Here is a 14,928-nt window from a genome sequence, read left to right on the forward strand (position 1 = left end):
GACAGCAGCATGAGCACCGAACCCGCGAGTCTCGCCCGGCTCAGCATGAGCCTCCCCGCAGAATTGTTCCGCCAACTGGACATCATGGTGGAAGAACGTGGTCTCCCTTCCCGTTCCCAGCTGATCGCCGAGTTGATCCGCCACGCGCTGGCGGAGCATGAGGCGCTGACGCGGCCGGAGGACATGCTGGCTGGCACGGTGACGCTGGTCTATTCGGGCAGCGGCCGCTTGCGGCAGCAGCTGGCGGAAACGCAGGCAGCTTATCTCAAGGAAGTTATCTCCTCCCAGCATGTCTTCCTAGAAGACGACCAGTCGCTGGAAGTCCTGCTGGTGCAGGGGCCGGCGGTGCGACTGAAGGAACTGTGCGACGCCCTGCGTGCCATCCGCGGTGTGCGACAGTTGCAGCTCGTCACCACCACTGCGCTGCTCCCACCCCTTCACGAACAGGACGGTCTGGAGGGGCCCACCGCCCCCGCCCGCGGACGTACGAAGGAGAGCGTGGCATGAGCGGGACGCTCGCCGATCCGGTGGCCGCGCGCGACCATGCCCGCGCCATGGCCGGCACGGTGGTCGAAGCCATGCCGCAGCTGCCGCCGGCGGCGACCGACCTGCCGACGGATGTCTCTGCCGACGACTTGCTGTGGGAAGAGACGATCGCGCCGGGCGGCTATTCCAGTCGCCGGCTGGCGCGGGGTTCGCGCCTGCGACTGATCGACCTTCAGGGCGATGCCTGCGCTTCTCTGCTGATCTTCAACGCCGAAATGCCCACCGAGCGGCTCAATGTGGCGGACACGGTGAAGGTGCAGTGGAACGCCTATCTCGGCGCCGGCAAGCTGCTGCTGTCGGACATGGGCCGGGTGCTGATGAGCATGATGGAGGACGAGGCCGGCACGCACGATGCCTTCTGCGGCACCTCCAATGCAGCGGCCAATCAGGCGAAATACGGCGAAGGCCGCAACAGCGGCGCCTTTCCCAACGGGCGCGACCGCCTGCTGCTCGGCGCTGCGAAGCATGGGCTGAAGCGGCGCGATGTCCACCCTTGCGTGAACCTGTTCAAGGGGACGCGGATCGCAAAGGACGGCGGAATAGCGCCGCTGGTTGGGCCGTATGAGCCAGGCCGGAAGGTGGTCTTGCGCGCGGAGATGGACGTGATCGTCGTGATCGCCAACTGCCCGCATGTGCTGGACCCTCGAGAGGAATGGACCGTCACGCCGCTGCGCGCGACGGCGTGGCGCGGCCCGGTGACGCCGGAAAGCGATCCGATCCGCAACGCGACACCGGAAGGGCTGCGCGCCTTCCTGAATGTCGAAGATTATTACCGTCGCTAGGGAAAGCAGGCCGAACAATGACCGCTGATCCGTATATCTCCGGCCTCTCCGGCGCGATCGTGCATGACGAGATTGTGCCGGCGCGCGCACCTTGGCTGCACCATCTCGCAGCCGGACAGACGCTGCGCATCGTCGATCTGGAAGGCAACCAGGCAGTAGATTTCCTGCTCTATTCCGCACAGGACGATGCGGAGCGCTACAGCGCCCAGGATACCGTGGCCGCGCAGGGCAATCTGTTCCTGCGCACGGGCACGGTGCTGCGCTCCAACGAAGGGCGCCCGATGATGACGATCGTGGATAGCGCGGTCGAATATCACGACACTGTCGGTGGGGCATGTTCCTGCGAATCCAATACCTTGCGATACGGTCATCACACCAAGTCGCAACATGCCTGCGTGGACAATTTTCTTGAGGCCAATCTGACCGAAGGGCGCGGCAAGCGCGACGTGGTCTCCAACATCAACTTCTTCATGAACGTGCCGGTGGAGGAGGATGGGACGCTCGGTATCGTGGACGGGATCTCCGCCCCTGGCCTCACCGTCGATCTGCGTGCGGAAATGGATGTGATCGTGGTGGTTTCGAACTGCCCGCAGATCAACAATCCCTGCAACGCCTTCAATCCCACCCCCGTACGGATGATCGTGGCCGCATGAGTTTCGACACAGTCCTGATCGCGAACCGGGGGGCAATCGCCACCCGGATCATCCGCACCGTGCGCCGCATGGGGCTGCGCTCGGTTGCGGTTTATTCCGAAGCTGATGCCGGTTCGCTGCATGTGTCGGAAGCGGATGTGGCGGTTTGCATCGGCCCCGCCCCCGCGGCGGAAAGCTATCTCAACGTTGCCGCGGTGCTGAAGGCGGCGCGGGAAACGGGCGCCGGGGCGATCCATCCCGGCTATGGCTTCCTTTCGGAAAACACCGACTTTGCAGAGATTTGCGCGGCGGAAGGGATCGTGTTCATCGGCCCCACGCCGGAGAATATCCGCACCTTCGGCCTCAAGCACAGTGCCCGCGCGATGGCGGCGGCGAACGGCGTTCCGCTTGCGCCCGGCACCGATCTTCTGACGGACGAGGAGGAGGCGGCGCAGGCTGCGCGGGAGATCGGTTTCCCCGTGATCCTCAAGGCGACGGCCGGCGGCGGCGGCATCGGCATGCGCATTTGCGAAGACGAAAAAGCGGTCCGCCAAGGGTTTGCGGCTGTCGCCCGGCTTGGCGAAGGCAATTTCGGTGACGCAGGCGTGTTCCTCGAACGCTACATCGGCCGTGCAAGGCATGTAGAAGTGCAGATTTATGGCGACGGCCAGGGCCGCGTCATGCCGCTGGGCGAGCGTGACTGTTCGCTGCAGCGGCGCAACCAGAAGGTCGTGGAGGAAGCACCCGCCCCCTGCCTGTCGGAGGCCAAGCGGGCGGAGCTGATCGCAGCCGCCGTGCGGCTGGGCGAGGCGGCGCACTATCGCTCCGCCGGAACGGTGGAGTTCCTCTTCGATGCCGAGCGGGAGGAGTTCTTCTTCCTGGAGGTCAACACCCGGCTGCAGGTGGAGCATGGCGTCACCGAAGAGGTGATGGGCGTCGACTTGGTCGAATGGATGATCCGCGGCGCGGCGGGGGATTACAGCTTCCTCGATCGCGAGCCCCCTGTTCCTCAGGGCCATGCGATGCAGGTGCGGCTCTATGCCGAGGATCCCGCGCTCGATTACCGCCCCACCGTCGGCACGCTGACCGATGTGAGCTTCCCTGAAGGGGTGCGGGCCGAGACATGGTGCATGGCAGGCACCGCCGTCAGCGCGTGGTACGACCCCATGCTGGCCAAGCTCATCGTCCATGCCCCCAGCCGGATCGAGGCGGCGGAAGCGATGCAGGCCGCGCTGGACGAAAGCCGGCTGGACGGGATCGAAACCAATCTTCGCTGGCTGCGCGACGTGGTGCGCGACCCCCGCTTCATAAGCGGCGAGGTCTCCACCCGCCTGTTGGAGAGCGTGGCCTACACCCCCCGCAGCATCCGCGTGATCGCCGGCGGCACCGCCACCACGGTGCAGGACTGGCCGGGGCGGCAGGGCCTGTGGGCCATCGGCGTGCCGCCGTCAGGCCCGATGGACGACCGCTCCTTCCGCTTGGGCAACCGCGTGCTGGGCAATGCCGAGGGCACGGCCGGGCTCGAAATCACCGCCAGCGGCCCCACGCTGCTGTTCAACGCCCCGACGCGCATCTGCCTGACCGGCGCCGACTTCGGCGCCACACTGGATGGCGAGCCGGTGGCGCGCGGCACGGCCGTGGAGGTCGCCGCCGGGCAAACGCTGGCCGTGGGCCGTGCGGCTACCGGTATGCGCGGCTATATCCTCTTCGCCGGCGGGCTGGACATCGCGCCCTATCTCGGCAGCCGCAGCACCTTCGCGCTCGGCCAGTTCGGCGGCCATGCCGCGCGCCGCCTGCTGGCGGGCGACACGCTGCATCTGGCGGAAGACGATGCCGAGGCGAAGAGCCCCGCCCCGCCCGCCCCCCCGGCGGTCGAGATGCCGGAGTTCACCGGCAGCTGGAACCTGCGGGTGCTGTATGGCCCCCATGGCGCGCCCGATTTTTTCACGCAGGATGACATCGGCACCATTCTGGCGGCCGAATGGCAGGTCCATTACAACAGCAACCGCACCGGCGTGCGGCTGGTCGGGCCGAAGCCGGAATGGGCGCGGAAAGACGGCGGGGAGGCAGGCCTGCACCCCTCCAACATCCACGACAATCCCTATGCCATCGGCGCGGTGGATTTCACCGGTGACATGCCCATCATTCTGGGGCCGGACGGGCCGTCGCTGGGCGGCTTCGTCTGCCCCTTCACCGTCATCGCGGCGGATCGCTGGAAACTGGGCCAGCTGGCGCCGGGTGACCGCGTGAGGCTGGTGCCCGTAACTGCCGAAGATGCCGCCGCTGCCGACCGCGCCCCGCTGGAGCGGCTGGAGCGGGACTTCCCGGTGCGCGATCCCGCCACGCTCTCCCCCATCCTGGCCGAAACGCCGGCCCGCGGCGTGCGCCCGCGGACGGTCTATCGCCAGCAGGGGGACCGCAACATCCTGGTGGAATACGGCCCCATCGTGCTCGATATCGAGCTGCGCATCCGCGTGCATGCGCTGATGACGGAGCTGGAGGCGCTGGCCTCCCCCGGCGTGATCGACATCGTGCCCGGCATCCGTTCGCTGCAACTGCATTTCGATGGAGAAGTGCTGGATCAGCAGGGCGCGCTGGCGCTGCTGATGGTGGCGGAAGAAGCGCTGGGGGATCTGGAGGATTTCTCCATCCCTTCACGCATCGTCCACCTGCCGCTCAGCTGGCGCGACCCCGCCACGATCGAGACGATCGAGAAATATATGGGCGCGGTGCGCGACGATGCGCCCTGGTGCCCGGACAATATCGAGTTCATCCGCCGCATCAACGGCTTGCCCGATGCGGACGCGGTGGAGCGGCTGATCTTCGATGCCAGTTATCTGGTCCTGGGGCTGGGCGACGTCTATCTCGGCGCGCCGGTGGCGACCCCGGTCGATCCCCGCCATCGCCTCGTCACTACCAAATACAATCCGGCCCGCACCTGGACCCCGCCCAATGTGGTCGGCATCGGCGGCGCCTATATGTGCATCTACGGCATGGAAGGCCCCGGGGGGTACCAGCTGTTCGGCCGCACCATCCAGGTGTGGAACACCCATCGGCAGACCGATGCCTTCGTGGAAGGCAAGCCCTGGCTGCTGCGCTTCTTCGATCAGATCCGCTTCTTCGAGGTGAGCGCGGACGAGCTGGCTGACTGGCGCCGCGATTTTCCCAACGGCCGCCGGTCGGTGGAGGTGGAGCACACCGAGTTCCGCCTGGCTGACTACCGTGCCTTCCTGGCCGAAAATGCCCGCTCCATCACCGAGTTCGAGCAGCAGCGCCAAGCCGCTTTCGACGAGGAACGCGCTGCCTGGCAGCGGTCCGGCGAATTCGATCGCATCAGCGACCTTGCTGACGAGGAAGCGGGTGCGGGCGAAGTGGCGACGGTGGATGTGCCCGAGGGCGCCGAGCTGGTGGAGGCACCCTTCGGCGGCAGCGTGTGGAAACTGATGGTCGCCCCCGGCGATACGGTGGAAACGGGCGACATCATCGCCGTGATCGAGACCATGAAGATGGAATGCCCGCTGGAAAGCCCCGGCAGCGGCACGGTGGCAGCGCTCTACATGCAGGAACGCCAGTCGCTGCAACCCGGAGCCCCCCTGCTGGCGCTGAGGCCGCACGCATGAGCCCGTCGGGACAAGGCGCAGCGGCGGCCATCGCCGCAGTGGTCAACCGCCGCACGGCCAGCGCCGTGGGCGTGGCGGAGGAGACGCTGGCGCGCCTCACCGCCTATGACGCGGTGCAGCCGCAGATCTGGATCAGCCGCGTCGCGCCCGACGCTCTGCTGGCGAAAGCCCGCGCGGTGGACGAGCGGGTGGCGGCGGGCGAGCAGCTGCCGCTGGCGGGCGTTCCCTTCGCGGTGAAGGACAATATCGATGCCGAAGGCTTCGATACCACCGCGGCCTGCCCGGCCTTCGCCTATCGCCCGGCAGCGTCTGCCAGCGTGGTCGCGCGGCTGGAGGCGGCAGGCGCGCTCTGTGTCGGCAAGACCAATCTCGATCAGTTTGCCACCGGCCTGGTCGGCACGCGCAGCCCCTATGGCATTCCGCGCAATGTCTATAACCGGTCCTATGTCAGCGGCGGCTCCAGCTCCGGCTCCGCCGTCGCAGTGGCTGCGGGCCTCGTGCCCTTCGCGCTGGGCACGGATACCGCCGGATCGGGCCGTGTGCCCGCCGCTTTCAACCATCTGGTGGGCTTCAAGCCAACCAAGGGCCGCTGGAGCACGCAGGGGCTGGTGCCGGCCTGCCGCACGCTGGATTGCATCACCGTGTTCGCCGGCACCGTGGCCGATGCGCGGCTGGTGGACGACATCGTGGCCTGCTTCGATCCGGCCGATCCTTTCTCCCGCCCGCTGGCCAACATCGCCCTGCGGCCGGCGCGCATCGGCGTGCCGCAGCGAAGCCAGCGGCAATGGTTCGGCGATGCCCAGTCCGAATATCTCTATGAGCAGGGGCTGGCGCGGCTGGCAGCTGGCGCGGAGATCGTGGAGATCGACATCGCCCCGCTGCTGGAGGCGGCGCAGCTGCTCTATGGCGGCCCCTGGGTGGCCGAACGCACCGCCGCGTTGGCCGGCCTGCTGGCAAGCGATCCCGATGCAATCGACCCGACCGTGCGGGCGGTGGTGGAGCCGGGCAAGGACATGAGCGCAGTGCAGCTGTGGCAGGGCATCTATCGCCTCGCCGAGCTGAAGCGTCATGCCGATGGCCTGTGGGGGCGCATGGACATGCTGGCCTTCCCGACCACCGGCACCACCTACCGCGTCAGCGAGCTGCTGGCTGCCCCGATCGCGCTGAACAGCAATCTGGGGCTCTACACCAATTTCGTGAACCTGCTGGACATGGCCGCGGTGGCGGTGCCGGCCGGCGCGCGCACCAATGGCACGGGCTTCGGCATCACGCTGATCGGTCCGGCCGACAGCGACCTGGGCCTGCTGGCCGCGGCCGAAACCTATCTCGCGGCGGCGGATCTGCCGCCCCCGCCCCCGCTCGACCTGGAGGGAAGAATGGAAACCGTGAAACTGGCCGTCGTCGGCGCCCACTTGAAGGACATGCCGCTGCATTGGCAGCTGACTTCGCGGGAGGCGAAATTCGTCGGCGCCTTCGAAACCACGCCCAGCTATCGCCTCTATGCCATGGCGGACAGCGTGCCGCCCAAGCCCGCGCTGGTTTACAGCGAGGATGGCGCAGCAATTGCGGTGGAGGTGTACGAGCTGGACGTGGCCGCCTTCGGCAGCTTCGTGGCCGAAGTGCCCGCCCCGCTTGCCATCGGCACCGTCACTCTGGCGGACGGCAGCAGCGTGAAGGGTTTCGTGGCCGAGCCGCGCGCCACGATTGGTGCGGAAGACATCACCCAACTAGGCGGCTGGCGTGCCTTCATCGCAGGCAGGTGAATGCACGGCGGCCATGCCCCCTGCCCGCCGGTGCGGCCGTGAACGAAACCGCTCAGGCTCCGCCGTTCGGCCGGCTTGCCGGCGCCGCGCGGCGGCTGCTGCGCGGCAATGCCGAGATTGCCGCACTCCATAACCGGATCGCGGCCTGCGAGGCCGAAATTGCGGAGCTGCGGCGCGCCAAGGAAGCGGCTGAAGCGGCGAACACGGCGAAAAGCCGCTTTCTCGCCAGCGTCAGCCATGAAATCCGCTCCCCGCTCAATTCGATCTATGGCTATGCCCAACTGCTGGAGCGCGCCGACGGTGCCGGGGCCGTGCAGGCGGCGCGAACCATCCGCCGCAGCTCCGAACATCTCGCCAATCTGGTGGAGGGCTTGCTTGATATCTCGCAGATCGAAACGCGCGCCCTACGCCTCAACCGCGATGTCATTCGCTTCCCTGCCCTGCTGGCGCAGATGGTGGATATGTTCGAGGCGAATGCAGCCGCCAAGGGGCTGACCTTCCATCTCGAGCGCCCGGCTGCGCTGCCCGAATTCGTCCGCGGCGATCAGAAACGCGTGCGGCAGGTGCTCATCAACCTCCTCTCCAATGCGATCAAGTTTACCGAGAGCGGCAGCGTCACGCTGGCGGTGAGCTATCGCAACGAACTGGCGACGTTCGAAATCGTCGACACGGGGATCGGCATCCCCCCGGCGGATCAGGAACGCATCTTCGCCCCGTTCGAGCGTGGCAGTGACGCGTCGGTCCATCGGCAAAGCGGGGTCGGGCTGGGCCTCGCCATAACCCGTGCGCTGGTGGACATCATGGGCGGCGACATGCGGGTGACGAGCGAGGCTGGGCTGGGGTCGCGCTTCACGGTGCGGCTGATGCTCTCCCAGCCGCTGTCCCCGCCGGCGGATGCCACGCCTGCAGCGGTCGTAACCGGCTATGCGGGGGCGCGCCGCACCATCCTGCTGATCGACGACGATCCGGCACAGATCGCCATGCTGCGCGAACTGCTGATGCCGCTGGGCTTCGATGTGCTGGCTGCGCAGGATGGGGAAGAAGGCATCGCGATCGCCCGCAGCGCGCCGCCCGATCTGGTGCTGCTGGATATCTCCATGCCCGGGAAATCGGGCTGGGAAACGGCGGATATCCTGCGGCGGGAGCATGGGCCAGCACTGCGCATCGTCATGCTCTCGGCCAATGCGCATCAGTTCAATCCGGGCGAGGATGGGCACGCGGCGAACAATATGTTCCTGCTCAAGCCCTTCGAATTCAACGCACTGCTGGATGTGATTTCCGGCCAGTTGCATCTCGAATGGATCGGCCCGGGCGAGCCGGAGGCACGCCTGCCCGCGCGGCGCTCCGCCCCCGCCGCGCTACCCCTTCCGCCGGAAGCGCGCGCCGCACTGGGCGAGATCGAACATCTGGTCCGCATTGGCCATGTGCGCGCGATCGAGGCGCGGATAGACGAGTTGGCGGCGGCTTTCCAAGAGCTCGGGCCGCTAGTGGCGGAGATGCGCGTGTGCCTCGATGCTTTCGATCTCGAAGCGCTGGCGGCGATCGCGCGAAAGGCGGGGCGCCATGGCGACTGACGCGCCCGAAGGGGACCGCATCCTGGTGGTGGACGACACGCCGGAGTCGCTGCGCTTCCTGGTAGACACGCTGGAACGCGAAGGGATGACCGTGCTGATCGCGCGCAGCGGCGAACAGGCGATCGAACTGCTGCGCCATGTCACCCCCGATCTGATCCTGATGGACGCGGTGATGCCGGGGCTCGGCGGGCTGGAAGCCACGCAGCGCATCAAGCGCGATCCTGCCTCCGCCGACATTCCGGTGATCTTCATGACCGGACTGGCCGAGCCGGAGCACGCCGTCGCCGCCTTCCAGAGCGGCAGCGTGGATTATGTGCGCAAGCCGATCGTGATCGACGAGCTGCTGGCGCGCATCCGCGTGCACCTCGCCAATGCGCGGCTGTCGCTCCGCTCGCGGCTGGCGCTGGACGAGGCCGGTCGGCACCTCGTCGCGCTGGATGCGGAGGGCGCGCTGTTGTGGTGCACTCCACGCGCGCAGGCGTTGCTGGCGAAGGCCGATCCGGCGTGGAGCCCCGATAGCGGGCAGCTGCCCGAGCCGCTTCGGTTGCCCGCGCGCCAGCTGGTGAGCGACGACGCGCCTTCGGGTGCCTCCGCGCGCATTCCCCTGGCCGACTGCGAGATCGAGCTGACCCCGCTGGAGAACGGCCGCCCCGGAGAGCATCTGATCCGCCTCTCCGAGATCTGCGAAGGCGCCGCCGTGGCGCTGTTGCAGAAGCAGAACGGGCTGACCCCGCGCGAGGCCGAAGTGCTGCTGTGGGTGAGCTACGGCAAGTCCAACCGCATGATCAGCGAAATCCTGGGCATCAGCCCGCGCACGGTGAACAAGCACCTGGAACAGGTCTTTCGGAAGCTGGGCGTGGAGACCCGCGCCGCCGCCGCCGCGATCGCCGCCCGCGCAGTTTCGGACGGATAGCGCAGCGCGGCTCCCGCCGCTTCCCGCCACGCGCCTTGTGATACGGGGCGGTGCCCTTTAGCCTCCCGCGCATGAAACATCATGCCCTTGCCCTGCCGCTGCTGCTGCTCGCCGGATGCGCGACCGTGCAGCCCGCCGACCGCCCGATCTCGCCCGCTCGCCTCTCCGACGATGTGCGCGTCCTCGCGTCGGAACCCTTCGGGGGCCGCGCGCCCGGCACGGAGGGCGAGACGCGGACGGTCGAGTGGCTGATCGGGCAGTTGCAGGCGATCGGGCTGGAGCCGGGCGGCCCCGGCGGCGAATGGACACAACCGGTGCCGTTAGTGCGCACGCAGCTGCAGCCGGGCCGCACCCTCGCCCGCGCCGGCGGAACGACACTGGACCTCGCGCAGGGCCGCGACGTCTATGTCAGCACGGTGAAGCCAGTGGACCGGGTCGAGATCGCACAGGCGCCCATGGTGTTCGTCGGCTACGGCGTCTCCGCGCCGGAACGCGGCTGGGACGATTTCAAGGATGTTGACCTCCAGGGCAAGGTCGCCGTCTTCCTGGTGAACGACCCCGATTTCGCCGCCGCCCCGGGCGAACCCGCTGCGGGCCGGTTCGGCGACCGGACGATGACCTACTACGGCCGCTGGACCTACAAGTTCGAGGAAGCGGCGCGCCGCGGCGCCGTGGCGGCCCTGATCGTCCATGACACCGAAGGCGCCGGCTATGGCTGGGACACTGTCACCGCGCCGGCGGGGGAGAATTACGACATCGCCGACGCCACGGGCCGGCTGGCACTGCAGGGCTGGCTGGAAGGCGATGCCGCCGCGCGCCTGTTCGCAGCGTCAGGTCTCGATCTGGCGGCGCAACGCCGCGCCGCACGCTCCCCCGATTTCCGGCCGGTTCCGCTGACCGCCACATTCACCGCCGATATTCCGGTGACGCATGACCGATTGCAGAGCCGCAATGTGCTCGCCCGTATTCCCGGCACCACCCGGCCGGAAGAGGTCGTGATGTACGGCGCGCATTGGGATGCTTATGGCCGCGGCGCCCCGGATGCCGAGGGGCGGACGATCCGCCCCGGCGCCAATGATGACGCCATGGGCGTGGCCGGGCTCCTGGAGATCGCCCGCGCCTTCAAGAGCGCGCCGGCGCCGGAACGAAGCGTGGTGTTCGGCTTCTGGACGGCGGAGGAACGGGGGCTGCTGGGTTCGGAAGCCTACGCCATCCGCCCGGTCTACCCGCCCGCGCAAACGGTGGCCAACATCACGCTCGACATCCTGCAGACCGGTGGCCGGGCGAAGGATGTGATCCTGGTCGGCCAGGGACAAAACACGCTGGAGGACGATCTGGCTCGAGAAGCGGCACGGCAGCATCGTGTGGTCACTGCCGAGACCTTGCCGGAGCGGGGCCTGTTCTACCGCGCCGATCACTTCTCGCTCGCGAAGCGCGGCGTACCGACGCTGCTGTTCATGGCGATCAGCGGCGTTCCCGACCTGCGCGAGGGCGGGCGCGAGGCGGGCCGGACCTGGCTCAACGACTACATGCGCTGCTATCACCAGACCTGCGACGCCTGGAGCGCCGACCTGGACTTCGCCGCCGCCGTCGAGGACGTGGACCTCGCCTATGCCGTGGGGCGCGACCTCGCCACCTCCACCCGGTGGCCTGAGTGGAAGGAAGGGTCAGAGTTCCGCCCGATCCGACAGGAGAGCCTGAGCCGGTAGGCGAGCCTGCCCGGATAGCGCGCGGGCATCATCGGGCGGAGAGCGGCTGCACCCCCGCGGCCGGCGTGCCGAGCGGTGGCAGCGGGCGCGGCATCAGCGGCGGAATGGGATCCTCCGCAATGCGCGACTGCAGCAAGGAGACCGCCGCCTGCAGCTGCGCATCCTGCCCCTGGAACGTAGCGTAGGGGGTGTTCTCCACCTCATAGTCCGGGCTCACGCCCGTGCCTTCGATGATCCAGTCCCCGCCGATGGAATATTGGGCATTCTCGGCAACGCGCACCGCACCGCTGTCGCTCAGCCGGTTGCGGTCCGACAACCAGATGCCGGCGCCCGCCGTGCGCGTGCCGATCAGCGGTGCCACGCCCAGCGACTTGATGCCGGCCGCGAAGGTCTCGCCATCGGAATAGGTCCGCTCGTCGATCAGCACGGCGACATGGCCGCGATAGGCGTTCTGCATGTTGGTTGTCGGAACGCCCTTGCCGTCGGGCCGAGACCAGTAAGCCCACGCCCGCCGCATCAGCGTGGAAATGAGAAGGCTATCGACATTGCCCCCGCTGTTGTTCCGCACGTCGATGATCAGGCCATCCTTGTCCAACTGCGCGAAGAAATCCCGCGCGAAGCTGGCGATGTCATCCGGCCCCATCGCCTCCAGATGCAGGTAGCCGATCTTGCCGCCCGAGAGGCTCGCCGTCGCCGCACGCTTCTCTTCGACAAAGTCGCGATAGCTGGCGGTCTGCTCCCCTTCGAGCGTCATGGGCTCCACAATTGCGCTCAACGGCGTGGCGCCGCGCACAAGGTCGAGCCGCACCTGCTGCCCGGCCTTCGAAGCGAGTTCGGAACGCAGTTCAGCCAGAGATGCGACCGGCCGCCCGTCTACGCGCCGGATCACGTCACCCACGCGCACATCCACGCCGGGACGGCGCAAGGGCGGGCGCAGGGAAACGAGATCGGCTTCGGCACGAAAGATGCTGTCGATCCGCAACCCCTGGGGAACTTGCGTGTAGCGCGCGCCGAGGAAGGCCATCTCGCTGTTTTCCTTGTCCTCCGGTAGATCGCCCGGGCGGACTTGGCTGTGCAAGATGCCGAGTTGGGAAGCCATTTGCCCGAGGATGGTGTTAAGCTCCGCACGGTGGCCGATGCGGTCCAGCAGCGGCTCGTGCTGCGCGCGCACCGCCTCCCAATCCACCCCACGCAGGCCTGGATCATAGGCGAAATCGCGATGCAAGCGCCACGCATCGACGAACATCTGGTGCCATTCGGCCCGGGGATCCACCGCCAGCCGCCAGTCGTCGAGGCGGACCATGTCAGCTTCTGTCTTATCCGGCATCTTGTCCTTGGCGGGGACCAGCGCCAGCGTCGGCTTGTCGGGCGATCCCGCCACGATCAGCGCGGTTTCGCCGTCCGCCGAAAGCGAAATGTCCTGGGCGCCCTCGGCGAAGGTCGTTTCCTTCGCGTCCTTCTTGTCGATCGCGATGGAGACAACATCCTCTCCTCTGACCGTGTAGAGGAAATCGCTCGTCGCCAGCAGCGTGCCTTCGACGCCGGGCTTCACTGGAAGTTTGTACAGCCGGTCTGCGAGGCCGGTGAGGACGATCCGCGCGGGCTTCGCCTTCTTCTCCTTGTCGTCCTCGTCGCGGGTGTCATCGCTGCTTGACTTCGCCTGGGCAGCATCGCGCTTCTCGACCTCGTCGGCCGACATGGTCAGCTCATTGTCCTCGCGGAAGCGGAAGTCCGCTGCGGGATCGAGCTGGAGGGCATAGATCTCCCCGCGATCAGGGAAGGCAACGCCCATGTTGCGGTCACCCCAGGGATTGTCCGGCGTCGGCTGGAAATTGCGATCCGACAGGAAATAGAGCCATGCACCATCGGGCGCGAAGGCCGGGGCATAGTCGCTGTATTTGGAAGAGGTTGCCTGCACCCGTTCCCCGCTGGCGAGGTTCTGCACGAAGATGTCCGAGGTGTTGGCGTTGTTCGCCCTCGACGTCTCGGCATAGGCTATATGCGTGCCGTCAGCGGAGAAGACCAGGTCGTGGAACGGCGCGTCGTCGCCCGTTTCATTCGTCGCCAACGTGGTGACCCGCCCACTCGCGACATCGACTTTTTGCAGCCGCGCCTGCTTGTCCCACAGGACAATCGTCTTTCCGTCCGGCGAGACGGCGAATGACCAGATATAGGCATCATATCCGCGCGTGACCGCCACCGGCTCCCCCGATCCATCGGCGGACATGACGAAAATGTCGCCCCGCTCTCCCTGGTCGAGGATCATGAAGGCCCGCTTGCCATCCGGCGCGGCGACGGCCTGCCGCGCGCGGGCGTTCAGTGGAGTCGCGAATTCGACGCGCCGGATGTGGCCGGGCGCGGCCAGCGCCACGCGGCCTCGGGCTGTGACGGCAACGCTCTCCCCCGAAGGCGAAATTCGCGCCGCTTCCATCTGCCGAAGGGGATCGCTGATCGAACGCAGGCGCGTCTGTTCGCGATCCGTGACGATGTCGATCGCCAGCTTGCGGAGCGTGCCCGCCGCAGTTGAATAGACAAACAGATCGGCGCCGTTCTGCAGGTAGATGTCACCCGCATCCATATCCGCCTGCAGCACGGGGAAGGGCATTTTGGGCGACAGCGCCGTCGCGCCGCTGCCGTCTTCGGCCACGGACCACACCTGATCCGCCCCGTCCTTGTCCGAAATGAAATAGATCCGCCCGCCATAGGCCATGGGGTGCCGGATCGGGGCGCCGAAATCGGCGAGCAGCTGGGTGGCCTCCTGCTGCGAGCCGTACTGCCAGCGCCACAGCTGCTCCATGCCGCCGCCGCGATAGAGCACGGCATTGTCCCGCGCGCGGGCATAGAGGCCGCGCCGGGTGAAGAAGAGTGTGCGCCCATCCTGGCCGAAGGTTGCGTCATTCGCCCGCCAAAGCGGGATCGGCACCGCCTCACCACCTTGCGGATCGACGACATAAAGCACTTCGCCCTGTCCGCCGCCGGCGAGGCGGGAAGAGTAGATAACCTTCCCGTCCGGCGTCCAGCCGACGGTGCGCACGAAGCCGCCTTCGAAGGTCAGGCGGCGGGGTGGGCCGCCCGCCACGGGCATGACATAGACATCGGCCTTGCTGTCGTAGCTGGCCGTGAAGGCCACGAGCGCGCCATCCGGCGAGATCACCGCATCCGCCTCTTCCGCCGGGTGGTTGGTCAACCGGATCGCGCTGCCGCCGCCGCGGCCTGTACGCCACAGATCACCCTCGCTGGCGAAGACCAGCACATCCCCGCGCGCGGCCGGATATTGATAGAAGCCCTCTTCTGCCGCTGCCGTTGCGGCCACGGACGCGAGCAGGCACGCGGCGAGAGTGCGAAGTGTCTTCATGTGCAGGAGCCCCGTTTGTTTCCTGCAGGATAGC

At 67.5% G+C, this 14,928-nt stretch carries 9 protein-coding genes; 8 read left to right on the forward strand and 1 reads right to left on the reverse strand.

What is annotated here, in order from left to right:
* Positions 1-9 precede the first annotated feature (9 nt).
* The 8 genes from AEB_RS15480 to AEB_RS15515 all read left to right on the forward strand — a co-directional run bounded on the left by AEB_RS15480 (position 10) and on the right by AEB_RS15515 (position 11,539).
* Positions 10-507, forward strand: coding sequence for a CopG family ribbon-helix-helix protein (locus AEB_RS15480; RefSeq protein WP_119083931.1), 498 nt, complete (start codon positions 10-12; stop codon positions 505-507).
* The gene (locus AEB_RS15485) at positions 504-1,328 is read left to right on the forward strand and encodes an urea amidolyase associated protein UAAP1 (protein WP_119083932.1); all 825 of its coding nucleotides are present in this window, start codon (positions 504-506) and stop codon (positions 1,326-1,328) included. The genes AEB_RS15480 and AEB_RS15485 overlap by 4 nt, the downstream gene beginning before the upstream one ends.
* Positions 1,329-1,345: 17 nt before the next feature.
* The gene (locus AEB_RS15490) at positions 1,346-1,981 is read left to right on the forward strand and encodes an urea amidolyase associated protein UAAP2 (RefSeq protein WP_119083933.1); all 636 of its coding nucleotides are present in this window, start codon (positions 1,346-1,348) and stop codon (positions 1,979-1,981) included.
* Positions 1,978-5,580 carry an urea carboxylase gene (gene uca / locus AEB_RS15495; RefSeq protein WP_119083934.1) on the forward strand — a complete coding sequence of 1,201 codons (3,603 nt, stop codon included), beginning with the start codon at positions 1,978-1,980 and terminating at the stop codon, positions 5,578-5,580. Before AEB_RS15490 ends, uca begins: the two co-directional genes overlap by 4 nt.
* Positions 5,577-7,343 carry an allophanate hydrolase gene (atzF, locus tag AEB_RS15500; protein WP_119083935.1) on the forward strand — a complete coding sequence of 589 codons (1,767 nt, stop codon included), beginning with the start codon at positions 5,577-5,579 and terminating at the stop codon, positions 7,341-7,343. Before uca ends, atzF begins: the two co-directional genes overlap by 4 nt.
* A gap of 38 nt (positions 7,344-7,381) precedes the next feature.
* Positions 7,382-8,917 (forward strand): ATP-binding response regulator, encoded by a 1,536-nt coding sequence (locus tag AEB_RS15505; RefSeq protein WP_172593130.1) that lies wholly within the window; start codon positions 7,382-7,384, stop codon positions 8,915-8,917.
* On the forward strand, positions 8,907-9,830 hold the full coding sequence (locus AEB_RS15510; RefSeq protein WP_119084696.1) for a response regulator transcription factor: 924 nt from the start codon (positions 8,907-8,909) through the stop codon (positions 9,828-9,830). Before AEB_RS15505 ends, AEB_RS15510 begins: the two co-directional genes overlap by 11 nt.
* 71 nt (positions 9,831-9,901) lie before the next feature.
* The gene (locus AEB_RS15515; RefSeq protein ID WP_119083937.1) at positions 9,902-11,539 is read left to right on the forward strand and encodes a M20/M25/M40 family metallo-hydrolase; all 1,638 of its coding nucleotides are present in this window, start codon (positions 9,902-9,904) and stop codon (positions 11,537-11,539) included.
* A 28-nt stretch (positions 11,540-11,567) separates the two neighbouring features.
* Here the strand turns inward: AEB_RS15515 and AEB_RS15520 are convergent, their stop codons facing one another.
* Positions 11,568-14,894: a S41 family peptidase gene (locus AEB_RS15520; protein ID WP_119083938.1), complete on the reverse strand. Its 3,327-nt coding sequence runs from the start codon at positions 14,892-14,894 to the stop codon at positions 11,568-11,570.
* Positions 14,895-14,928 lie beyond the last annotated feature (34 nt).

It is taken from the genome of Altererythrobacter sp. B11, assembly GCF_003569745.1.
Taxonomy (GTDB): domain Bacteria; phylum Pseudomonadota; class Alphaproteobacteria; order Sphingomonadales; family Sphingomonadaceae; genus Croceibacterium_C.